Here is a 20,149-nt window from a genome sequence, read left to right as displayed (position 1 = left end):
TTTTCTCCGTGAGCACCTGTGTGTGAACGAGGCGTTTACGCCCGGATCACGACTTTTCCGAAGTGCTTGCCGCTCTCCAGATACTCAAACGCCGCGCGCGCTTCTCCAAACTCAAACACGCGGTCGACCACGGGATGCAGTTCGCGCTGGGCGAGCGTCTCATTCATCTGCTCAAACATCCGGCGCGATCCGACGCTGATTCCTCGAATGTTCAGGTTCTTGAGAAAGAGCGGCATGAGCGATAGGGTGAAGCTTTTGCCGGAGACGTAACCGATGACGGGGATGTAGCCGAGTCCGCGCGCGGCGCGGATGGAGTGGGGGAGCGTGTTTTCGCCGCCGATCTCGACGACGATCTCCGCGCCGCGCCCGTCGGTGAGTTTTAAGACTTCTTCGTCCCAGTCGGGGGTGGCGCGATAGTTAATTCCAAAGTCGGCGCCAAGCGCGGCGGCGCGGGCGAGCTTTTCGTCGGATCCGCTGGTGACGATGGTTTTGAGACCGGCGAGCTTGGCGAATTGCAGGGCGAAGATGGCGACGCCGCCCGTTCCCAGGATCACGATCGTCTGGCCGGGTTTCGCGTTGCCGGCGACGAATAACGCGTTCCAGGCGGTCACGCCGGCGCAGGTCAGCGTCGCCGCCTCTTCGTCCGTCAGATAGCCCGGGACCTTGACGAGGCCGTAATCCGGGAAAGAGACATACTCCGCGAAGACGCCGTCGATGGAGCCGCCGAGCGCGGATTTGTGAACGCCGGCGTCAAACGCGCCGTCGATCCACTCCTGCATGAACGCCGCCGTCACACGGTCGCCGACGGCGAGGCGCGTGACGCCCGCGCCGACCGCGACCACCTCGCCCACGCCGTCCGACAGCGGGACGAGATGGCGGGGACTCTGGCCGGCGCCATACCGGCCGTTCGCGATCTCCACATCCCGATAGTTGAGCGAAAAGGCGCGCATGCGCACGACCACGCGGCCCGGCTCGGCGGCCGGTTCGGGGCGGTCGATGAGCGTCAGAGCCTCCAGACCGTCTCCATCGCCGATATAATAGGATTTCATCTTTTTTCACCTTTCTCAGAACTGTTCATCCGAGCGCGAAACGCGCACGAAAACGGCGGCCGCCGTTTCGTTCTGAGTATAGAACGAGACGATGGCCGCCGGCTTCCGAGATCTTGCGTGTGTTTGTTTAAACTTGCGCTTTGTTTTGGAACTGTGTGGGACTGACGCCGACCAGGCGGCGGAAATGGTGATTGAGGTGGCTCTGGCTGCTGAATCCGACCCGATAGGCGATCTCGCCGACGGGCAGCGCGTCCGAGACAAGCAGTCGTTTGGCCTGCTCGATCCGCTGCTGGATCACATATTGATGGGGGGAGACGCCCGTGGCGCGCTTAAACCGCCGCGCGAAGTGGTAGGAGCTCAGCCCCGTGCTTTCGGCGATCGAGAGCAGGTCCATCGGTCCTTCCAAATGACCGTGGATGAAATCCATGGCGCGGCGCAACTGGGCGGGGGAAAGTCCTCCGTTGATCTGTGTCGCGCTCTGATCCAAATTCGAATAGTGACGCACCAAATGGACGGCGAGGACGGTGCGCAGCGATTCGATGGTGAGCTGCTGCAAGTCGCTCGGACGGTCTAATTCCGCAAGCAAGGCGCCCGCGAGGTATTCGATGTGCGGATCGCGCACGCGAAATCGGCTGACAATCTCAATCTCACCGCGTCGGGGACTCTCGCCCTGCGCGGCGACTTCCTGTAAGTAAGTTTCCTCCAGCCAGAGGCAAAGGACATGGCATGGTCCCGACCACAGGCGCCAATCGCCGTGCTGCGCCGGCGTGATCGTGATGTCGCCGCGCTGCATGGGGCCGTCAAATTGCAGGCCGCCGCGTTTTTGCGCGAGCGACGGCATTGTGTCCAGAGTGAAGGTGATGAGATGGTAAGGCATCGGCGGCGCCTCACGAAATCCGGGCGCGTGCCGCACATGGTCGATGCTCAGTCCCGGCCAGTTCGTTTGCACGCTGGAGAGCGCGGACTCGGTGGGATACAGACGGCAAAACTCAGGTCGTGGATAAGGCGTCATGACGTTGCAACACCGCCACGACGCCGATTGTTCCATGCGCTGTCTTACGCCCGGATCACGACTTTTCCAAAGTGCTTTCCGCTTTCCAGATACTCATACGCCGCGCGCGCTTCTTCGAACTCAAACACACGATCGATCACGGGATGCAGTTCGTGATGAGAGATCGCTTCGTTCATCTGCTCGAACATGCGTCGGGAGCCGACGCTGACGCCCCGGACGATCACGTTTTTCAGGAGCAGCGGCATGAGAGAGGCGGTGAAGCTTTTGCCGGAGAGGAAGCCGACGATCGGGACATCGCCGAGGCTGCGGGCGGCGTTGATCGAGCGGGCGATAGTGTCTTCACCGCTGACGTCCAGCACGATATCCGCGCCGCGCCCGTCCGTGAGCGTGAGGACTTCGTGATCCCAATCCGGCGTGGTTCGATAGTTGATGACTGCGTCCGCGCCCATGGTGACGACGCGCGCCAGTTTCGCGTCGCTGCTGCTGGTGACGATGGTTTTGAGTCCGGCGAGTTTGGCGAATTGCAGGGCGAAGATCGAGACCCCGCCGGTTCCCTGGATGACGATCGTTTGCCCGGGACGGGCGTTTCCCCCAGCAAACAGCGCGTTCCAGACAGTGACGGCGGCGCAGGGAAGCGTCGCCGCCTCTTCGTCCGTGAGATAAGCCGGGACTTTGACCAGACTGTGTTCGGGGAAGGCGACGTATTCGGCGAGGACGCCGTCGATGGGGCCGCCCAGGGCTGAGTTATGGATTCCGATGTCGAAGGCGCCGTCGACCCATTCCTGCATAAAGTTGCCGGAGACGCGGTCGCCGACGGAAAAACGCGTCACGCCTTCGCCGACGGCGACCACCTCGCCGACGCCGTCCGAAACCGGGACCATATGCCGGGGAGTCTGCGGGCCGAAGCGGCCGTGGACGATTTCCAAATCTCGGAAGTTCAACGAAAAGGCGCGCATGCGGACGACGACGCGGCCCGGCGCGGCGTTCGGTTCGGGCCGATCGATCAGCGTCAGACCGTCCAGGCCAACTCCGTCGCCGATATAATAAGATTTCATTGGGGATCCTCTTCCATTCGTCCTCATGGAGCAAAATTGCCCGCATGGAAACAGCGTTCGCCGTTTCGTTTGTGAGTATGGAAGGAGAGGACGCCGCCGGCTTTCCAGATCTTGCGGGCGTTAGCTTATTCTTGCGCCTGGTTTTGGAATTGCGTGGGATTGACCCCGACCAGGCGTCGGAAATGATAGTTGAGGTGGCTCTGGCTGCCGAAACCTACCTGGTAAGCGATATCGCCGATCGGTAAATCATTCGATCTGATCAGGCGTTTGGCGTGTTCGACTCGCTGCTGGATCACATATTGATGCGGCGAGATTCCCATCGCGTGTTTGAAGCAGCGCGAGAAATGATAGGAGCTGAGCCCCGCGCTTTCGGCGATGGAATCCAGGTCCAGCGATTCGCCCAGATGGTCGTGAATGAAATCCACGGCGCGGCGCAGCCGCCGGGGCGTGAGGCCGCCGCTTGTTACTATGGTCTCGGGTTGGATCGTCGAGTGATGGCGCAGCAGGTGGACGGCGAGCAGATTTCGCAGGGAATCGATCGTGAAGTTTTGCAGATCGCCCGGTTTCTTGGTTTCGGAAAGCAATGCCGAGGCCAGATACTCCAGGTGCGGGTCGCGGAATCGAAAACGGCTAAGAATCCGAGCGCCGCCGCCGTTCATCGCGCTGTCGTCCTGCGCCGCGATTTCCTGAAAGTATCGCTCCTCCAGCCAGATACACACCATCTCGCAAGGCTCCGTCCAGCGTCGCCAGTCGTCATGTCCGGCCGGCGTGATCGTAATTTCGCCGCGCTGGATCGGGCTGGTATGCCGTAAGCCGGCGCGCTTCTGGACGAGTGTCGGCAGCGTCGCCTGAGCGAACGTGATCAGGTGGTACGGCAGCGGCGGCGCTTCGCGCACGCCTGGCTCGTGACGCAGGTGATCGACGCTGAGACTCGCCCAGTCCGTTTGGATCTTGAACAGCGCGGATTCGCCCGGATACGAACGGCTGAAATTGGAGGGAAACGATGTCGCCATAACGCTGGAACACCGCGATTTGCGCTGGTGTTCCGTGGCGAAAAGAGATTCGCGCTCGCCTGCTAAATTCAGGATTAATTGGGGGCAGTATTGGGCATAACAACAGCGTTCGCGCAACATCTCCGCGCGCTATTTTGCCCCAAAGGAAATCACCATGGTTACTACATTGCAAAAACCCGCCGACGCCGCGAAATTGAACAGCGGCAAGCCGCCGCGGCAGCTGAACGTTCCCAACGACCTTGGCGCGAAAGCCACCCAGGAAATCACCGAAGCGATCAACCCGCTGGTCGCCGACGCTTTCGCTCTGTATATCAAGACGAAGAACTACCACTGGCACATGTCGGGCAGCCACTTCCGCGACTACCACCTGCTGCTGGACGAGCACGCCGAGCAGATCTTCGCCACCATCGACGTCCTCGCCGAGCGCGTCCGCAAAGTCGGCGGCTCGACGATCCGCAGCGTCAGCCACATCGCCGCGCTCCAGACCGTCAAAGATTCGAACGAGGAGTTCGTCGCGCCAATCGATATCCTCAACGACTTGATCGGCGAAAATAAGAACATGGCCGCGAACATGCGCAAAGCGCACGAAGTCTGCGATGACAACAAAGACGTCGCCACCGCCAGCTTCCTGGAAGTCTTCATCGACGAAACCGAGCGCCGCACCTGGTTCCTGTTTGAGGCGGCCCAGCGGGACGCGGATTAGGGGGACGGCCCTCGCCCCCCGGCCCCCTCTCCCAAACTTGGGAGAGGGGGAGTCAGATGAAGACAAAGCTTCTTGATAAGATCTGAAAAATCAAAAAATCTGACTCCCCTTCTCCCAAACTTGGGAGAAGGGGCTGGGGGATGAGGGCCTCTTTCTCTCACCCCGCCCGCCGCACCTCCGTCGGCGACATCCCCGTCGCCGCGCGGACGATTTTGCTGAACTGCCTTGGATCTTCCACCCCCACCTGCGCCGCCACAATATGCACCGGCAGTCCCGTGCTGCGCAGCAGATAGCCGGCGCGCTCCACGCGGCGCTGGCGAATGTATCCCACGACAGTTGTCCCAAATCGCTTTCGGAAGAGGCGCGTCAGATGGTTGTGCGACACGCCGACTTCGGCGGCGAGCGCCTCCACGCTGATCGGTTCGCTGAGGCGCATCTCGATGTGCTCGCAGGCCTGGGTCATCGCCGCCGGATTGTCGTGGACGATGAGCTGCCCGGAGCGCCGGTCGGCCAGGCGCCAGAGCAAGTCCCAGAGGCGCACTTCGGCGCGCTCCGGATTGGCGCGGAAGCACGCGATTCCTTCCTCCATCGCTTTGTAAAAATCGGCGTAATCGGCGCCAAGATCCTGCATGGCCGGCACTGTGAGGCCCGCTTCCGACGGCGGCAGCGCGAAGTGAGCGCAGAGATGCGCCGAGCGGTCTTCAAAGCGATACAGGCATTCGATGTCGGGAGGCGTGATCCCAACATAGCCGGGGCGGATCGGCAGCGTGACGCCGGAGACGTCCATGCTCGATTGATATCCGTAAAGATGCAGCGCCCAGAAACCGCGCGTATAGTGACGCTCCGTGCGGTGTGGACCATGCACGCCGACCGCCATCAGCATGGCGCGGGGACGCTCGGCCAGGGGCATGCTCCAGGTGAGTTGAGGAATCTTCATAGTGATTTTTGACAAGAAAAATAGTGAGAATACTCTCTGTACGGTCGATCCGCTGTGTGATATAGTATAACCAATCACACGCCGGCGCGCAACTGTCCATTTAGGAGAACACCAATGCTGACACCCGAACAGATCGCCTTTTATCATGAGAACGGCTACGTCGTCGTTCCCTCACTCTTCACCGCCGAGGAAGCGGCGGCCTATCGCGCGGAGTCGCATGCGCTGATCGAGCGCCTTCAGCGGGTGCGCGACGTGGACGCCGCGTGGGGCAGCGCGCAGACCGTCACTACGAAGAAGACGCGGCTGCTGCACTGTCATGACGTCCAGTTCTACTCCGCCGCCTTCACGCGGCTGCTGGTGGACGAGCGCTTCGCCGGCGCGGCCGCCGGAATCCTCGGACCGAATGTCCAGCTGCACCACACCAAGATGTTTATCAAGCCGTCGGAGACCGGCGCGCCGTTTCCGATGCATCAGGACGCCCCGTACTTCCCGCATGACAACCACACGATGATCGCCGCCATCATCCACTTCGACGACGCGCCGCTGGAGAAGGGATGCCTTCGCGTCGTTCCCGGCTCGCACAAGCTGGGCATGCTGGAGCATGAATCGCAGGGGAATTTTCATCTGTCCGCCGAGCAATACTCAGTCGAGAACGCGCTGCCGCTGCCGGCGAAGGCGGGCGACGTCGTCTTTTTCTCCTACTTGACCATCCATGGATCCGGCGTCAATGAAAGCCATGAAGCGCGGACGACACTGCTCGTCCAGATGCGCGATCCCGCCGATCCGCCGACGGTGCAGACCCATGATTCGCTGGGGCAGGGGATGATGCTCGCGGGGATCGACCCGACGTGCCGGGTGGCGAATAAGTAAGAGGCTTCTTTGAAACGTTCGTATTTCTCGTGGGGCGTGGCTGTCTTTGCGGCTGCGGCCCTGTGCGCCGCCCCTGTCCGCGCCGCCGATTCCCCGGGACATCTCCTCTGGGAGATCGGTCAAGCCGATGGCGACGACCGTGAGCTGGCCCTGGCGCCGGGAGATTACGCGCGGTACGGACAGGATGGTCTGTATACCGTTGGCGCGAGCGATGCGCACAAAGACTGGCCCTATGTTCTGCCGGGGCCGGACGATCGCTGGGCCGGCGGGACATCGCACCGCGCCAGTGTTGTCTTCGGCGTGGCTGGGAGCGTCGCGACGGGAGAGTGCCGCTTGGCGCTGCATTTCGTCGACGCCCATTCCGGGCAGCCGCCTGCTTTGAAGATCACCGTCAATGGGGAATCCTGGATCAAATCCACGGAGCCTGGAAGCGGCGACGGCGCGCTGGAGGGGAGTCCTGAACTTGGGCGTAAGTTCGATATCGTTCTGGACTTTCCGGCAAGCCTGCTTCGGCCCGGGGCGAACACCATTCAAATCGAAAGTGTCCGTGGATCCTGGGCGGTCTGGGACGCCTTGACCTTGAGCGGCCCGGCCAGCGTGACGATTGCGCCCGCGCCGGTCGTGACGCGGCTGATCGCCGCCCACTGGGCGCCGGACATCCTGCGGCGAGACAAAGCGGGACTCCGCCAGATCCTCACGCTCAGTACGATCAACAACGGCGCTCCGCGCGCCGTCGATCTGAAAGTCGACTCCGAACCGATCCGCGCCATCACGGTTCCGCACGGGCAAGCCAATATCGATTTCTCTTTTCCCGAGACGGATCGGGCTGTCACCGATACAATCCAGCTTTTGGCGGATGGCGCGCCGCTCGGCGAGGCGCTGCGGGCCGCGCGGACCCCCAGCCGGCGCTATACGATCTATATCCTGCCGCACTCGCATACGGATATTGGCTATACCGACGTGCAGGCGGATGCGCTGGCGAAGCATCAGCGGTATCTGGAAGAAGGTATGGCGCTCGCCGCGAGCACGGCGAAGCTGCCGCCTGATGCGCGCTTCAAATGGAATATCGAGACGCTTTACGAGATCGATGATTGGCTGAAAACCGCGTCGCCGAAACAAATCGACACATTCCTCCAAACAGCGCGTACGGGCGGACTGGGATTGGACGCCCTCTACGCGAACGAGCTGACGGGATTATGCCGGCCGGAAGAGTTAGTTTCCTATCTGGCTTGCTCAAATCGTCTTCGGCAAAAATACCATCTGACAATCGACAGCGCGATGATCAGCGACGTGCCGGGGTACACCGGGAGCCTCGCCTCAATCATGGCCCAGAGCGGCGTGAAGTACTTCTCGTGGGGGCCGAACTCAGGCGACCATACGGGATACGCGCATCGCTGGGACAATGAAGCTTTTTATTGGAGCGGACCTTCGGGCAAGGATAAAGTTCTGGTTTGGCAAAGCCCCGCGCCTTACAATCCGCCGGGCTTTGAAGACAATGACGCGTCCGTCAAGAGGTTCATGGGAAGCTACCGTCAACGCTTCCCGAACTCGCCGTGGGACATGGTCTATATTCGATACACCACGGGCGACAACGCCGGGGCGGATCCCAGGCTCTCGGGTTTCGTGGAAAGCTGGAACAAGCGATACGCCTATCCGCATCTGGTGATCTCCACCACGAGCCATATGTTCCACGATTTCGAGGCGAAGTATGGAAGCACGCTGAAGACCGTTCGCGGCGACTACACCGGATACTGGGAGGACGGCGCGGCGTCCACGGCGCGGGCGCTCGCGATCAACCGGCGCGCGGCGGAGGAGCTGGCGCAGAACGAAATCCTCTGGTCCATGCTCGATCCCTCCCACTATCCGCACGGCCGGTTCGCGGACGCCTGGCGCGACATCCTGCTGTTCGACGAGCATACGTGGGGCGCGTACAGCAGTTTCAGCGATCCGAACAGTCATTTCGTCAAGGCGCAGTGGGCGACAAAGCAGCAGTTTGCGCTGGATGGGGCTCGGCAGGCGCAAGCGCTGCGGCGGGACGCGGTCAAGAGCATCGCCGCTGGGGCGTCCGAGACATTCGCCGTGTTCAATACGGGGTCGTGGAAACGCCGCGATCTGGTGATCCTTTCGGCCGCGCGGAGCCGGGCGGGAGATGTGGTGAAGAACGAGCGGGGAGTCGCCGTTCCCTCGCAGCGTTTGTCCGATGGTTCGCTGGCGTTCATTGCGGCGGACATCCCCGCAATGTCCTCACGCAAGTTCACGGTTTCACCGGGAGTATCCACAACGCAAGGCTCGGCGGCGGCCGGATCGGCCACGCTTAGCGCCGGGAAGCTGGCGCTGACATTCGACATGACCAGCGGTGCGATCTCCAGCCTCAAGATGGCGGGAGGCGCGGAGCTTGTCGACGCCGAAAACAAAACCTGCCGTGGACTGAACGACTATCTCTACGTTCTGGGCGGCGATAACGCGAAGGCGCAATACGCCTCCGGCGCCAGGATCACCGTGCTGGATCGCGGACCGCTGGTCGCCTCCGTGCGGATCGATTCGGAGGCGCCGGGCGGGAAATCCCTTTCGCGCGTTGTTCAGGTCGTCGATGGACTGGACGAGATCCGTATCGCCGATACGCTCGACAAACAGGCCGTGTATCCCGACGAGGAAGCTGTGCATATCGGCTTCAGTTTCCACGTTCCCGGCAGTACGGTCCATATGGACATGCCGTTCTCCGTGGTGCGGCCGGACATTGACCAGACGCTGAACGCCAACAAGAACGTGTATCCCATCAGCCGCTGGGTGGATGTCTCCAACGACACGCTGGGCGTTACGTGCGCCGCGCCGGACACGCCATTGATGCAGATTGGGAAGATCACGCTTCCGCGCGAAGCGTGGGGCGATTGGCTCAAGACCTCGCAGCCGGGAAGCGCGATTTACTGGAACGTGATGAACAATTACTGGCGCACCAATTACAAGGCGTCCCAGGAGGGCCTCGTCACATTCCGATACGCACTGAAGCCGCACGGCAAGTACGATCAGGTCGCGGCGCAGCAATTCGGGGTTGCGCAGAGCCAGCCTCTGATCGTCGCCGAGGTTGCGCCATCGCAGCCCGACGCGCATCTGGGACTGACGCTTTCCAGCAGCGCCGTGCTCGTGACCTCCTGTCGCCCCGCGGAAGAAGGGCGCGGCTGGATCGTCCGGTTATTCAACGGCGCCGACCGAAGTCAGCGCGTGACTGTCGGCTGGCGGGGAGCGAAGTCCCCTCGAATATGGAAGACGGACCTCTGGGGGCAGGGCGGCAAGCCGATCGCTTCCGCAATCGCCCTGTCGCCTCTGGAGATCGTGACGCTGAGGATCACGCCTTAAACGGCAGTCGAAGAATAGGGCGAAGCCGGTGCGGGGTTTGGTTTGCGAGGCGTCCGGACCGGTTTCCACGGTCAGCGTGTCCGCGCTTGCCGACATTGTTCGACGGCATTGGTTTCCGTTCCTTTTACCGGCATGCTACAATGGGGTTGTGCCCCCAAGCGATTCCCATCTTTCCAATGAACACGCCAAGCCCAGTTCCGGGGAAATCCTGCGCGTCTGGCTGTTGCTCGGCGCGCAGTCATTCGGCGGCGGGACGGCGACACTGTCGCTGATCCGCCGCGAGATCGTGGAGGAGCGCCAGTGGATCAGCCCGGAAGAGTTCGCGCGCTTCTGGTCGCTGGTGCAGTTGGCGCCCGGGATCAACTTGCTGGCGCTGACGATCCTGCTCGGGCGTAAGTCCGGCGGCGCGCTCGGCATCGCGCTCGCGCTCTTCGGCCTGCTCCTCCCCAGCGTCACGATCACCCTGATTCTGACGATGGCGTTCGCGCGCGTCGAACACGATCGATGGATGCGTGAGGCGCTGAGCGGAATCGTCCCGGCGGTCGTTGGGCTCGGTCTCGTGACGGTCTGGCAAATCGCGCGTCCTCCGCTCGATCAAAGCCGCCGTGAGGGAAAGGACAGCTTCTTTCTGGCGATTCTTTTGATCGTGGGAAGCGTGGTCGCCGCATGGGAGCGTCGCGTTCCGGTCGTATTCATCCTGCTGGGCGCGGCAGCGGTGGGCGCCGCCTGGTCGTGGCGGCGCCATGGCCGGCGAGGCGAGCAGCCATGAACGCGCTTGTCTACTTCTGGATTTTCCTGAAGGCGTCGCTGTTCTCGACCGGCGGGAGCGGCAACCTGCCGAGCATCCACGCGGATATGCTGGCGCGGGGGTGGGCGAGCGATGGGGAGTTTGGAGAGTCGCTGACGATTGGCCAGATCTCGCCCGGCCCAAGCGGCCTGTGGGTGATCTGTTTGGGGTATCTGACGGACGGACTGCGCGGAACCCTGCTCGCGCTGCTCGCCATCCTCCTGCCGCCGATGCTGATCATGGTGATCGAGCGATTATACCGCCGTATCCAGCATCACCCCGCCGTCGAAGGCTTCGTGCGCGGCCTCGGCCTCGCCGTCGTCGGCGTCTTCCTCGTCGCCATGTTCGGCATTCTGCACAGCGTCGGCGTCAGCCCACGCACCCTGACCATCACCCTCGCCGCAATCGGGCTTGCGATGACGCGGCGCGTTCCCGTCATCGCGATTGTTGGGATTGCAGGGCTGGTGGGAGTTGTGTGGCGATGAGGGAGGCTATTTGCCGTAATCCCTATTCCCCCGGCGCTAAAGCGCTTTCCCCTTTTTTCCCAGCAAGCCGCTTCGCGGGGGAATAGGGATTACCCCAACCGGTGCCGTGCGAGCGAGACGATTTGGCTGCTTTGTTCTTCGGTCATTTTGATGACCTGGCAGATGATGCGGACCTGGCCGAGGAATTCGTAGAACGAGCACAGCGGCGAGAGAGTGTCTTCGTCGGACATGCGCAGCCAGACGCGGCCTTCGCCGGAGCGGCGAATATCGGCGATGTACGGCTCAGTCCGAACCTCCGTGAGCCAGCCGATGACGGCGATGCACAGCGGGGACGCTTTGACGCCTTCTTCCAGGCGAGTTTTGAGAAGCGTGATGGCCTCTTCCATGGCGGTGTCTACGAACATATATTCTATTATACACTCTGGGGCGGCAGGATCGCGATCGTTCCGAGCGCTTTTGCGACGAGTTTTTCGTGTCCGTTTTCTTCCGCGTAAATCTCGGCTTCGCTCGTGGTGATCGTGCGGCCGGGACGCAGCGCCTGTCCCCGGCAGCGCAGCCGGTCGCCCGTGGCGGCGCGCAAATAGTTGATCTTGAACTCGATCGTCACGACGCGCTCGTCGCCGGCCACCAGTGTGTGCGCGGCCATCGCGAGGCATGTGTCGGCGAGAGTCGCAATCGCGCCGCCGTGTACGATGTTATCCTGCTGCAAGTGATGGGGCGCCAGCGTGACGAAGATCTCCACCCAGCCGGGGCCGATCTCGGCGGTTTCCACGCCGATGAGCCGCGCGAACGGCTGCCCGACCGTCGCCTCGAAAGTACGCTGGATGTAATCGGGGTTGCGGGGCGTCATCGCTCTTCCCCGGCGTGCTGATAGTTCGAGACTTCGATCAAGTTGCCGTCGGGGTCGCGGAAATACAGCGAGAGAAGCTTTCCCTCGGCTCCCGTGCGCTCGACGGGGCCTTCGAGGATGGAGACGTTTTGCTGTTTGAGGTGCGCCTCGACCTCTTCCAGAGGCGTCCCGGCGATAAAGCAAAGATCGGCGGAGCCGGGCGTCGCCCGCAGCGCCTTGGGTTCAAACTCGCGGCCGGCCTGATGCAGATTGATTTTCTGACGGCCAAACTCCAGCGCCTTGCGTCCCGGGCCGAACGTGATGACGTCCATGCCCAGAACACGGACATAAAACTCACAGGTCGTCTCGATATCCGCCACGGTCAGAACCAGATGGTCGAGGCGGTGAATCAGGATCTCAGTCGAATCGGTCATGGTGATTTGCTGCCTCCGCATTTTTCAATGCGCGCCATGCGCCCATGGTTCCAGGTCGGGGAAATTATTGCTCACGAACGCCGCAGCCGCACCTCGGTGACGCCGTGGTCCGGCCCCTTTCTCAGCACCAGATTCGCCATCTCACGCGTCGGCGCGATGTTTTCGCGCAGGTTTTTGCCGTTGATCCGCTCCCAGATTCCGCGTGCGATCTCCAGCGCGTCGTCCTCCGGCATCCGCGCGTAGTGCCGGAAGTACGATTGCTCGTCCAGAAACGCCGTTTCGCGCAGCTTCAAAAAACGATTGAGAAACCATTGCCGGATGTCGTCTTCCTCGGCGTCGATATAGATCGAGAAATCGAAGTAATCGGACACGAAGCGCCGCCCCGTCGTCTCCGGCTCCAGGCCGCGCTGGAGGACGTTTAACCCTTCCAAAATCAAAATATCGGGCCGGTCCACGATCTGCGCTTCGCCCGGCGCGATGTTGTAGATCAAATGCGAGTAGACGGGCGCCGACACGTGGGGCTTGCCATCCTTCACATCGCGCACGAATTGGAGCAGGCGCGATCGATCGTAGCTCTCGGGAAAGCCCTTGCGCGTCATCAGCCCCTGCTGTTCGAGCACGGCGTTGGGGTACAGAAACCCGTCCGTCGTGACGAGGGCGACGCGTGGATGCTCCGGCCAGCGTGCGAGCAGTGTTTGGAGCAAGCGAGCGGCGGTGCTTTTGCCGACCGCGACACTTCCCGCGAGGCCGATGACAAACGGCGCCGGCGCGGCGGGCGAGCCCAGAAACGTGTCCGTGACCCGGCGAAGCTGCTGAGTCGCCGTTACCTGGAGATTGAGCAGGCGCGTCAGAGGGAGGTAAACCTCCGCCGCGTCTTCGAGCGACAGACGCTCGTTGATGCCTCGGACGGCGGCAAGGTCATCCTCGGTTAGCTGAAGCGGCGTGGACGCGCGCAGGGCCGCCCATTCGCCGCGTGAAAATTGAGTGAACTGCGCGGGGCGCTGCCCGCCGGCCGGGGGCGTGTCTTGAGTTGTCATCGCTTAATTCGAATCATTCATGGCCGGCATGGGAAGCGCCGGCATCCCATCGATGCTGACGGCGTTTTTCTGCGCCCGGTACTCGGCCAGGCCCGCCGGTCCTTTCGACGCCGCGAACTTGTCCAGCGTATCCCGGTCGCTTCGGAAGTCCATGAACGGCACGGAAAAGCCGCACGAGGTGGAGACGCGTTCGACCTGGACGCGCACATAGCAGCGCGTGCCGGGATTGACTGGGAAGAGCGCGTCGAGCGATTCGTAGTCGGCGTGGTCCGGCGCGATCACCTCGCCTTGTCCGTGCAGGCGCGCGATATTCGGTTTGCCTTCAAATCCGCAGAACATCAGCAGGATGCGGCCATTCTCCCGCAGGTGCGCCGCCGTCTCCGCGCCGCTGCCCGTATAGTCTTGATACGCGACTTCCAGCGGGCCTAAGACGCGGAAACTGTCCCCGCCTTTCGGCGAGCAATTGATATGGCCATCGGCGCAAAGCGGCGCCGTCGCGACGAAAAAGACGTGCTGCCGCCGCAGCCACTCCGACAGCTCCTCGTCGATCGAATCGATCTGCTTGCTCATGATCCATTCCTTTCCTGGAAACTTCCCGATTCAAGAATACCTGCGCTTGACCGTCAATGTGACGGGGAAACACAATAACATGGGTAAGTTTAATCGTGAAAATGTGACCGATGAAGGAGCGTATGTTATGGACGAGCAGATCAAACAAGTACTGGCGGACCTGGAAGCTTCGGGCCGCGAGAACGACGCCCGCGAGACGGACCGAGCGATGAAGATGCTGAACCTGCATCCCGACACCGCGAAAAAACTGAGCGATCTGGCGCTCAGCAATCACAGCACGCGGATTTTGGAGATCGGGACATCGAATGGCTACAGCCTGATCTGGCTGGCTTGGTCGGCGCGGGAAAACGGCGGGCATGTCACCAGCATCGACAAAGATCGGGCGAAGCAGGAGCTGGCGGCCGCGAATCTGGAGCGCGCCGGCCTGACCGATTGGGTGACACTGCGCGCCGGCGACGCCTCCGAGATCCTGTCCGTGCTCGACGGACCCTTCGATCTCGTCTTTCTCGACGCCGACCGCATTGCCTATCCCGCGCTGCTCACGCAATTTCTCTCGAAATTGACGCCCGGCGGCCTGCTGCTCGCCGACAACGTCCATTCCCACCCGGAGGAGATCGCGGGTTATCTCTCCGCCCTCGCCGCTCGTGACGATTTCGAGCATTCCGTGGATCCGGTGGGCGAGGGACTGAGCATCGCATACTATCGGCCGGAATGACCGGCTGATTTCGGTTCAGATCGAGCCTGGATCGGCGTCATAGCCGGCCTGGCTCCAGGTCTCTTCCGCGATTTTCCCGTCGTGGAAAATCAGGCGGCACTCCAGGGGGTAAGTCCACTCGGCGCTGCTGAAAGTAACCTCTGCCGTGACGACATCTTGATCCTTCCCGCTCTTTGTCTCTTGAATATTGCGAACGGCCAGCGTGAGCGGCGATCTTGTCTTGGCGAACTGCATCCAGGCGGAGCGGATCGCCGCCGCGCCGCTGTAGTCGCCTTTCAAGCCGCCGTTCCTCCAGTGGGAAGCGGCGTCCGGGCGGTAATCCGCCATCACGGAGCTCACATCGCCCCCGGCGATCGCTTGCCAGTGCTCGCGAGCGATCGAGCGGGAAGGGGACGCCTGCGCGGGCGTCGCGAATAGAAAGCTCAAGGCCGCCGCGTATCCCATCAGGATCGCGGAATTCTTCTTCGTAAGCATGGTGTCTGTTTCCTTTACTTTTTCAGTGAACGAATGTAATGCGTGAGCGCCTGAAGGTCGTCGTCGCCATATTTGCTCCCGTAGGCGGGCATTTCCGGCTTCACTCCCGCCTTGATCGTCATCGCGATCTGCGCGTCCGAGATTTCGAGCTGGCGCAGATCCGGGCCGATGCCCCCTTGCGCGTGACTGCCATGGCAGGACACGCATTCTTGCGTGAACAGCGCGTGTCCACGAACGAGCTGCGTGGATGGCTCGCCGTCTTCTCGGGCCGCCGGGCGCAGCGTGGCAGCCACCGGCGACGGTGAAGCGGGCGCGGTCGTTGCCCCGCGAATCCATGACGACACGCCGTATGTGGCTACGAGAGCGGCGCACGACGCCGCCACGGCCAGGCCGGCGGCCCGGACTTCCAGCGGCGTTGTTTTCGAATCGCCTTTCATCTCTTCCGGCAATTGCCTCTCCTCCCCATCTCCGTCATCGTCTTCTTATTTCTGCAGCGATTGGACATAACTCACGACGGCCTGCTGGTCCGGCGCGTTAAGCTTGCCGCCGAAGGCCGGCATCTCACCCTGGAAGCCGTGCGTGACGGCCCCCGAGATCGCCGCCTCCGGCAGGCCCTTGTGACGCAGGCTCGGCCCGTCATCCCCCTGGGCGTCGGCGCCGTGGCAGGGCGCGCAGTTGGTCAGAAATACTTCATGGCCCCGGGCCACCAGGGCTTCCGGCGCGGCGGATTTTGCAGCCGCTGCGGCCTTCGGTTTGGCCGCGCCTTTTCGCGCCTGTGAAGGCGTATTAAAAGCGATAACCGCAAGAACCACCAGAATTATTGTTAACATCGTAGTCAATGGAATCGTCTTCAACATCTCTGTCCTTTCATCCGCCAAGTAAAATCTCGCCGCCCCAATACCCGGCGGCGGCCATGAGACAGGACGCCGTCAGTGTCAGCGCGAGATAGACGCCGTACGCCTTCCGGGACGCTCGATCCCGGACAGCCATGCGCCACACGGCCATGCCGACAATCATCGCGAAGGCCGGCCACAAAAAAAGATGGTGTTTGGCAAGTTTCCCGCTTCCCATCAGGTCGCCGTGTGTCAGGAGGAGTCCCGACAGCACGGCGGCGAACGACGATAACGCTCCGAGCTGCAAGGAGTAGAACCCCGCCGCGCGCAGCCCTGACTGGTGATCAGGATCTTTGACGACCAGAGCCAGGACGTCAAAGATCAGGGAGGCGATCACCAGTCCGATCGGAAAATGCGTTGTTCCCCCATGCATTCTGGCGAAAAGCGCGCTGTTCATTGCGCGTCGCCCTCGGGCGCCGGAGCCGCCGTGGACGAGAGGAGCGGCAGGTCCACGAGCGCCAGCGGATGCTTCCCGGGGACGTAATTGACGTTGGTGACGCCCAGGACGTGGCGAAGCTGGCCGGCCGGCACCACCATCGGACCGGGCGTCGCGGCCGTACCCGGCGCGGGCTGTGGAAACGCCGTCGACATGGCTGTGTGGAAATGGACGCCGCCTTCGATCTTTTGCAGCGTCTGGTGAATGTGCCCGTTCAGCACCGTCACCGATCCGAAGCGCTTGAGATAGGAAAGCGCCTGCGCCCCGTCGTCGGTGCCCCATCCCCACTGCGGGTATACTTCCCAGAGCGGGATATGGGCGAAGACGACGATGGGCGTGCTGCTGGCGAGCCCCGCGACATCGTTCTTCAGCCATGTCAGCTGCTCCTGGCCCAGATCGCCCATGCCTTTCTCCTTCAGGCTGAGCACGTTGACCAGCCCGATGAAATGCACGCCGTTGTAGTCAAAGCTGTGCCAGCCGCTCCCCTGGGTCCCTTTGCCGTAACGGGCCAGGTAGAGTTTGCCGCCGTCGCCCAGCACATCGTGTTCTCCGGGCACGTAAAACACATTGCCCGTCGTTGTCTTCGCGCCTTTCAAAATCTGGTCGACCGTGTCGAACTGGTCTGCCTGTGAGAGCTGGGTCAGATCGCCCGTGTGCAGGATGAACGCGGGCGGGGTCGGAAGCGCATTGATCTTGGCGACGGCTTCCTGAAGCGTGGCGGTGACATCGTTGTTGGCCGCCTTGTTGAAACCGATATGGCTGTCGCTGATCTGTACGAAGTTCATCGATTTACCGGCGGACGCATTATCCGCCCCGAAGACTCGGGACGACAAGACGCCGCCGTTCAAAGTCCAGAGCATTCCCGTGCCGGCCCAGGCCATGCACTTCAGGAATCCTCGCCGATCGATGCCGTCCTTGTGGTTATCGTCGGTCAACTCTTCGCGATTGCGGTCCAGTGGTTCGATCATGTCAATCTCCTCCGCGGTGTGTTGTGCTTTCTAGACTAACCCGATCGCGATTTTATTCCCGGCTGAATTCGATTTATTTTTGGCGCCGGGGGCGGGAATAAATCGCCGCGAAAATCGGTCTTGTTTACAGTTGGGCGCAAAAAGAGGGATAAATTCGGTGCAACAACGAGACACGCGCTCGCGCTTTGAAAACGCGATCCTGCCGCATTTGGCGGCGGCGTACAACCTCGCCCGCTGGCTGACTCGCAACGAACAGGATGCGGAGGATGTGGTGCAGGAAGCTTGTGTGCGGGCGTTCCGATCGTTCGACGGGTATCGCGGCGGCGATGACGGCCGCCCCTGGCTCCTGCGCATCGTGCGCAACACCACCTACACCTGGCTGCGCCAGCATCGGTCGCTGGAGCCGGCCCTGTCGTTCGACGAAACGCTGCACGCGCTGCCCTGCGACGAACTGAACCCTGAGAACATTATGCTGCGGCGCGTGGATGTGGGCCTGCTGCGCCAGGCGTTAGAAGCGCTGCCGGTGGAGTATCGCGAAGTGATTGTGCTGCGAGAATTGGAAGGGCTTTCCTACAAGGAGATCGGAGATATCGCCGCCGTGCCGCTGGGGACGGTCATGTCGCGCCTGGCGCGCGCCCGAAGGCGGCTCGCGGATTCGCTCGGGGAACGGCTGGCGGAGGGATCCGAACGTGGATTGTAACACGATGCAGACGCTGCTCCATCCCTATCTGGATGGAGAACTGGATTTGATGACGAGTTTACAGGTGGAGGAGCATCTCCGGACCTGCGCATCGTGTGAGCTTGCCTATCAAAACTTCCAGGTTTTACGGGAGGGTCTGCGTGACAGCGCGCTCTACTTCCAGCCCCCAGCAAACCTTGAGGCGCGCGTGCTGTCGCCCATGCGCCGCGCGGAAGCCCCGCGCCGCCCCTCGTTCCGTTTAGGCTCCTGGCGCCGGTGGAGCACGGCGGCGGTTCTTCTCGTGGCGGTGGGGCTGAGCTGGAGGCTCGCCCACGCGCCAGCCCCGCTGCCTGATGACCGCGCGCTGGAGCAGGAGATCGTCTCCAGCCATGTGCGATCGCTGATGGGCAGCCATCTTGCCGATATCGCTTCCTCAAGCCATCACACCGTCAAGCCCTGGTTCAGCGGCAAATTGGACTACTCGCCGCCCGTCGACGATCTGGGAGCGCAGGGGTTTCCGCTGATTGGGGGACGCCTGGATTATCTGAATGGCCGGCCCGTGGCGGCGCTGATCTACCGACGCCAGAAGCATCTGATCAATCTGTTTGTCTGGCCCGCCAAGGCCGGCGATAGCAATGGGGCGGGGGAAACGAAGGCGATGGAAAGTCAGGGATATCATCTCATCCACTGGAATGCGGCGGGCATGACCTACTGGTCGATTTCCGACCTCAATCCCTCCGAGCTTTCCAGCTTCGTCCAGCTTTATCAGGCGCAGGATCAACCTCCCGCGCGTCCCGCGAGCAAATAACGTCCCGGCGGTCCATTCGACAAATAAGTTTTGCCCGCGCAGGAATCGCGGCGTGCTTGGAGGAATACACGCGGGACGTTTTGACGCCGCGGCGGGAGAAACGATTGCCGGGATATGGGAGCGGATATTTTGATGGATGGGCGTCTCGCGATTTTGATCGGTTTGACATTCGTGATGCATTTGATCGCGACTCTCGCCTTTTCCGTGCGGATCGCGGGAACGCGCACCGGCAAGATCGCGCTGTCGCTGGCGCTGTTCAATATTCTGGTGCTAGTGTCGCGTACTTCCAATGGGCTTCAAGCGCCGCTGCTCGCCAAACGCATCGAGCATAACTTGGCGGCGCATACGCTCGCGGGCGCTTCCGCAGATTTCCGATGGCTGCTGCTCGCGACCAGCGCCGCCACACTGGCGGGCGCGTTCTTGATCCCGACATTTCAGCGCCTGATCGGGCATGCGGTCACGGCGTTTGGCGTTTATCGCTCCATGCCCAAACTGCTGCTGCGCGGAATCTCGCGCACGGGAGTGGTGTACCTGCGCCGTTCTGTGAGAATTCCGTCGCAGAACAATCTCATTCGCATGGGACGGCGCCGGGGCGTGCCGGTGCGCGTCGTTGTGCTGAATACGGCGGCGACCGCGATCTCCACGGTCGGCGTCTTCTCCGCCCTCTATGCTGGATATTTACATCCAGAACTGCGCAGCACCGCCGCTAACCTGTCTGGAACAATCAACGGCGTCGCGATGATCTTCATGGCGATCTTCATCGACCCGCAGCTATCCATGATGACGGATGATGTGACCGATGGTCGCCTTTCCGAAGGCGCCTTCCGCCAGTCCGTCACATGGCTTGTCGGCAGCCGATTCGTCGGGACGCTGCTGGCCCAGACCCTGCTGATCCCAGCTGCGATGCTGATCGCAGCAGTCGCCCGTCTCCTCTAATGACTTCAAATCAGTGGGCTGAACACTCACTTTGACTTGACACTCCCCCCGCAATTTGCTACACTGACGGGGAACTGTAAGCTTTTTCCTGGTGGTAGAACAATT

The 20,149-nt window shown here is 61.9% G+C and carries 24 protein-coding genes; 9 read left to right on the top strand and 15 right to left on the bottom strand.

Going from position 1 to position 20,149, the window contains the following annotated elements:
- Window positions 1–35: 35 nt before the first annotated feature.
- The 4 genes from D5261_RS32545 to D5261_RS32530 form a co-directional block, all read right to left on the bottom strand.
- Window positions 36–1,049, bottom strand: coding sequence for a zinc-dependent alcohol dehydrogenase family protein (locus tag D5261_RS32545; RefSeq protein ID WP_119319775.1), 1,014 nt, complete (start codon window positions 1,047–1,049; stop codon window positions 36–38).
- Between the two features lie 127 nt (window positions 1,050–1,176).
- Window positions 1,177–2,061 carry an AraC family transcriptional regulator gene (locus D5261_RS32540; RefSeq protein ID WP_165863951.1) on the bottom strand — a complete coding sequence of 295 codons (885 nt, stop codon included), beginning with the start codon at window positions 2,059–2,061 and terminating at the stop codon, window positions 1,177–1,179.
- A gap of 44 nt (window positions 2,062–2,105) precedes the next feature.
- Window positions 2,106–3,116, bottom strand: coding sequence for a zinc-dependent alcohol dehydrogenase family protein (locus tag D5261_RS32535; RefSeq protein ID WP_119319773.1), 1,011 nt, complete (start codon window positions 3,114–3,116; stop codon window positions 2,106–2,108).
- Window positions 3,117–3,241: 125 nt separating this feature from the next.
- A complete protein-coding gene (locus tag D5261_RS32530; protein ID WP_165863950.1) occupies window positions 3,242–4,129 on the bottom strand; it encodes a helix-turn-helix domain-containing protein in 888 nt (295 codons plus the stop codon).
- Window positions 4,130–4,283: 154 nt separating this feature from the next.
- On the opposite strand from D5261_RS32530, the gene D5261_RS32525 reads away from it, so the two are divergent.
- Window positions 4,284–4,832, top strand: coding sequence for a Dps family protein (locus D5261_RS32525; RefSeq protein ID WP_119319771.1), 549 nt, complete (start codon window positions 4,284–4,286; stop codon window positions 4,830–4,832).
- A 157-nt stretch (window positions 4,833–4,989) separates the two neighbouring features.
- Here D5261_RS32525 and D5261_RS32520 read toward each other — a convergent pair whose 3' ends face one another.
- Window positions 4,990–5,769: an AraC family transcriptional regulator gene (locus D5261_RS32520; protein ID WP_165863949.1), complete on the bottom strand. Its 780-nt coding sequence runs from the start codon at window positions 5,767–5,769 to the stop codon at window positions 4,990–4,992.
- 114 nt (window positions 5,770–5,883) lie between these two features.
- Here D5261_RS32520 and D5261_RS32515 point away from each other — a divergent pair, with 114 nt between their 5' ends.
- From D5261_RS32515 to D5261_RS32500, 4 genes are all read left to right on the top strand, one after another.
- A complete protein-coding gene (locus D5261_RS32515) occupies window positions 5,884–6,639 on the top strand; it encodes a phytanoyl-CoA dioxygenase family protein (RefSeq protein WP_119319769.1) in 756 nt (251 codons plus the stop codon).
- Window positions 6,640–6,648: 9 nt separating this feature from the next.
- Window positions 6,649–9,993 carry a glycoside hydrolase family 38 N-terminal domain-containing protein gene (locus tag D5261_RS32510; protein ID WP_119319768.1) on the top strand — a complete coding sequence of 1,115 codons (3,345 nt, stop codon included), beginning with the start codon at window positions 6,649–6,651 and terminating at the stop codon, window positions 9,991–9,993.
- Between the two features lie 148 nt (window positions 9,994–10,141).
- Window positions 10,142–10,762 (top strand): chromate transporter, encoded by a 621-nt coding sequence (locus tag D5261_RS32505; RefSeq protein WP_301002374.1) that lies wholly within the window; start codon window positions 10,142–10,144, stop codon window positions 10,760–10,762.
- Window positions 10,759–11,265 (top strand): chromate transporter, encoded by a 507-nt coding sequence (locus tag D5261_RS32500; RefSeq protein ID WP_165863948.1) that lies wholly within the window; start codon window positions 10,759–10,761, stop codon window positions 11,263–11,265. The genes D5261_RS32505 and D5261_RS32500 overlap by 4 nt, the downstream gene beginning before the upstream one ends.
- 89 nt (window positions 11,266–11,354) lie before the next feature.
- Here the strand turns inward: D5261_RS32500 and D5261_RS32495 are convergent, their stop codons facing one another.
- The 5 genes from D5261_RS32495 to D5261_RS32475 all read right to left on the bottom strand — a co-directional run bounded on the left by D5261_RS32495 (window position 11,355) and on the right by D5261_RS32475 (window position 14,135).
- Window positions 11,355–11,669, bottom strand: coding sequence for a hypothetical protein (locus tag D5261_RS32495; protein ID WP_119319765.1), 315 nt, complete (start codon window positions 11,667–11,669; stop codon window positions 11,355–11,357).
- A gap of 8 nt (window positions 11,670–11,677) precedes the next feature.
- Entirely contained in the window at window positions 11,678–12,115 is a 438-nt protein-coding gene (locus tag D5261_RS32490) for a PaaI family thioesterase (protein WP_119319764.1), read from the bottom strand.
- On the bottom strand, window positions 12,112–12,510 hold the full coding sequence (locus D5261_RS32485) for a VOC family protein (protein WP_119320273.1): 399 nt from the start codon (window positions 12,508–12,510) through the stop codon (window positions 12,112–12,114). The genes D5261_RS32490 and D5261_RS32485 overlap by 4 nt, the downstream gene beginning before the upstream one ends.
- An 89-nt stretch (window positions 12,511–12,599) precedes the next feature.
- A complete protein-coding gene (coaA, locus tag D5261_RS32480; protein ID WP_119319763.1) occupies window positions 12,600–13,565 on the bottom strand; it encodes a type I pantothenate kinase in 966 nt (321 codons plus the stop codon).
- A 3-nt stretch (window positions 13,566–13,568) separates the two neighbouring features.
- Window positions 13,569–14,135, bottom strand: coding sequence for a pyridoxamine 5'-phosphate oxidase family protein (locus tag D5261_RS32475; protein ID WP_119319762.1), 567 nt, complete (start codon window positions 14,133–14,135; stop codon window positions 13,569–13,571).
- Window positions 14,136–14,214: 79 nt separating this feature from the next.
- Between D5261_RS32475 and D5261_RS32470 the strand changes: the two genes are divergently transcribed.
- Window positions 14,215–14,850 (top strand): O-methyltransferase, encoded by a 636-nt coding sequence (locus D5261_RS32470; protein ID WP_301002373.1) that lies wholly within the window; start codon window positions 14,215–14,217, stop codon window positions 14,848–14,850.
- A 15-nt stretch (window positions 14,851–14,865) separates the two neighbouring features.
- On the opposite strand, the gene D5261_RS32465 is transcribed toward D5261_RS32470, so the two are convergent.
- Genes D5261_RS32465 through D5261_RS32445 form a run of 5 tightly spaced genes read right to left on the bottom strand, consistent with a single transcriptional unit; the run spans window position 14,866 to window position 17,621 of the window.
- A complete protein-coding gene (locus tag D5261_RS32465; protein WP_119319761.1) occupies window positions 14,866–15,324 on the bottom strand; it encodes a nuclear transport factor 2 family protein in 459 nt (152 codons plus the stop codon).
- A 14-nt stretch (window positions 15,325–15,338) separates the two neighbouring features.
- Window positions 15,339–15,773 carry a c-type cytochrome gene (locus D5261_RS32460; RefSeq protein ID WP_119319760.1) on the bottom strand — a complete coding sequence of 145 codons (435 nt, stop codon included), beginning with the start codon at window positions 15,771–15,773 and terminating at the stop codon, window positions 15,339–15,341.
- Between the two features lie 33 nt (window positions 15,774–15,806).
- Window positions 15,807–16,154 carry a c-type cytochrome gene (locus D5261_RS32455; protein ID WP_165863947.1) on the bottom strand — a complete coding sequence of 116 codons (348 nt, stop codon included), beginning with the start codon at window positions 16,152–16,154 and terminating at the stop codon, window positions 15,807–15,809.
- 37 nt (window positions 16,155–16,191) lie between these two features.
- Window positions 16,192–16,614 carry a DUF2231 domain-containing protein gene (locus D5261_RS32450; RefSeq protein ID WP_119319758.1) on the bottom strand — a complete coding sequence of 141 codons (423 nt, stop codon included), beginning with the start codon at window positions 16,612–16,614 and terminating at the stop codon, window positions 16,192–16,194.
- On the bottom strand, window positions 16,611–17,621 hold the full coding sequence (locus D5261_RS32445; protein ID WP_119319757.1) for a metallophosphoesterase family protein: 1,011 nt from the start codon (window positions 17,619–17,621) through the stop codon (window positions 16,611–16,613). The genes D5261_RS32450 and D5261_RS32445 overlap by 4 nt, the downstream gene beginning before the upstream one ends.
- Window positions 17,622–17,778: 157 nt before the next feature.
- Here D5261_RS32445 and D5261_RS32440 point away from each other — a divergent pair, with 157 nt between their 5' ends.
- The 3 genes from D5261_RS32440 to D5261_RS32430 all read left to right on the top strand — a co-directional run bounded on the left by D5261_RS32440 (window position 17,779) and on the right by D5261_RS32430 (window position 20,044).
- Window positions 17,779–18,321: a sigma-70 family RNA polymerase sigma factor gene (locus tag D5261_RS32440; RefSeq protein WP_119319756.1), complete on the top strand. Its 543-nt coding sequence runs from the start codon at window positions 17,779–17,781 to the stop codon at window positions 18,319–18,321.
- Complete coding sequence (locus tag D5261_RS32435; protein WP_125205803.1) at window positions 18,311–19,108, top strand: anti-sigma factor family protein; 798 nt, start codon at window positions 18,311–18,313, stop codon at window positions 19,106–19,108. The genes D5261_RS32440 and D5261_RS32435 overlap by 11 nt, the downstream gene beginning before the upstream one ends.
- 132 nt (window positions 19,109–19,240) lie before the next feature.
- Entirely contained in the window at window positions 19,241–20,044 is an 804-nt protein-coding gene (locus tag D5261_RS32430; protein WP_119320271.1) for a lipid II flippase Amj family protein, read from the top strand.
- Window positions 20,045–20,149: the final 105 nt, after the last annotated feature.

The sequence above is a fragment of the Capsulimonas corticalis genome, from assembly GCF_003574315.2.
GTDB lineage: Bacteria > Armatimonadota > Armatimonadia > Armatimonadales > Capsulimonadaceae > Capsulimonas > Capsulimonas corticalis.
Note: the sequence above shows the minus strand (reverse complement) of the source record. Positions and strands in the feature narration are given on the sequence as shown.

Coding starts and splice junctions, on each gene's coding strand:
- coaA (WP_119319763.1), bottom strand. CDS start 13,565: ATGACAACTCAAGACACGCCCCCGGCCGGCGGGCAGCGCCCCGCGCAG.
- D5261_RS32520 (WP_165863949.1), bottom strand. CDS start 5,769: ATGAAGATTCCTCAACTCACCTGGAGCATGCCCCTGGCCGAGCGTCCC.
- D5261_RS32515 (WP_119319769.1), top strand. CDS start 5,884: ATGCTGACACCCGAACAGATCGCCTTTTATCATGAGAACGGCTACGTC.
- D5261_RS32475 (WP_119319762.1), bottom strand. CDS start 14,135: ATGAGCAAGCAGATCGATTCGATCGACGAGGAGCTGTCGGAGTGGCTG.
- D5261_RS32545 (WP_119319775.1), bottom strand. CDS start 1,049: ATGAAATCCTATTATATCGGCGATGGAGACGGTCTGGAGGCTCTGACG.
- D5261_RS32430 (WP_119320271.1), top strand. CDS start 19,241: ATGGATGGGCGTCTCGCGATTTTGATCGGTTTGACATTCGTGATGCAT.
- D5261_RS32470 (WP_301002373.1), top strand. CDS start 14,215: ATGGGTAAGTTTAATCGTGAAAATGTGACCGATGAAGGAGCGTATGTT.
- D5261_RS32465 (WP_119319761.1), bottom strand. CDS start 15,324: ATGCTTACGAAGAAGAATTCCGCGATCCTGATGGGATACGCGGCGGCC.
- D5261_RS32525 (WP_119319771.1), top strand. CDS start 4,284: ATGGTTACTACATTGCAAAAACCCGCCGACGCCGCGAAATTGAACAGC.
- D5261_RS32450 (WP_119319758.1), bottom strand. CDS start 16,614: ATGAACAGCGCGCTTTTCGCCAGAATGCATGGGGGAACAACGCATTTT.
- D5261_RS32500 (WP_165863948.1), top strand. CDS start 10,759: ATGAACGCGCTTGTCTACTTCTGGATTTTCCTGAAGGCGTCGCTGTTC.
- D5261_RS32490 (WP_119319764.1), bottom strand. CDS start 12,115: ATGACGCCCCGCAACCCCGATTACATCCAGCGTACTTTCGAGGCGACG.
- D5261_RS32455 (WP_165863947.1), bottom strand. CDS start 16,154: ATGTTAACAATAATTCTGGTGGTTCTTGCGGTTATCGCTTTTAATACG.
- D5261_RS32540 (WP_165863951.1), bottom strand. CDS start 2,061: ATGACGCCTTATCCACGACCTGAGTTTTGCCGTCTGTATCCCACCGAG.
- D5261_RS32495 (WP_119319765.1), bottom strand. CDS start 11,669: ATGTTCGTAGACACCGCCATGGAAGAGGCCATCACGCTTCTCAAAACT.
- D5261_RS32535 (WP_119319773.1), bottom strand. CDS start 3,116: ATGAAATCTTATTATATCGGCGACGGAGTTGGCCTGGACGGTCTGACG.
- D5261_RS32530 (WP_165863950.1), bottom strand. CDS start 4,129: ATGGCGACATCGTTTCCCTCCAATTTCAGCCGTTCGTATCCGGGCGAA.
- D5261_RS32445 (WP_119319757.1), bottom strand. CDS start 17,621: ATGATCGAACCACTGGACCGCAATCGCGAAGAGTTGACCGACGATAAC.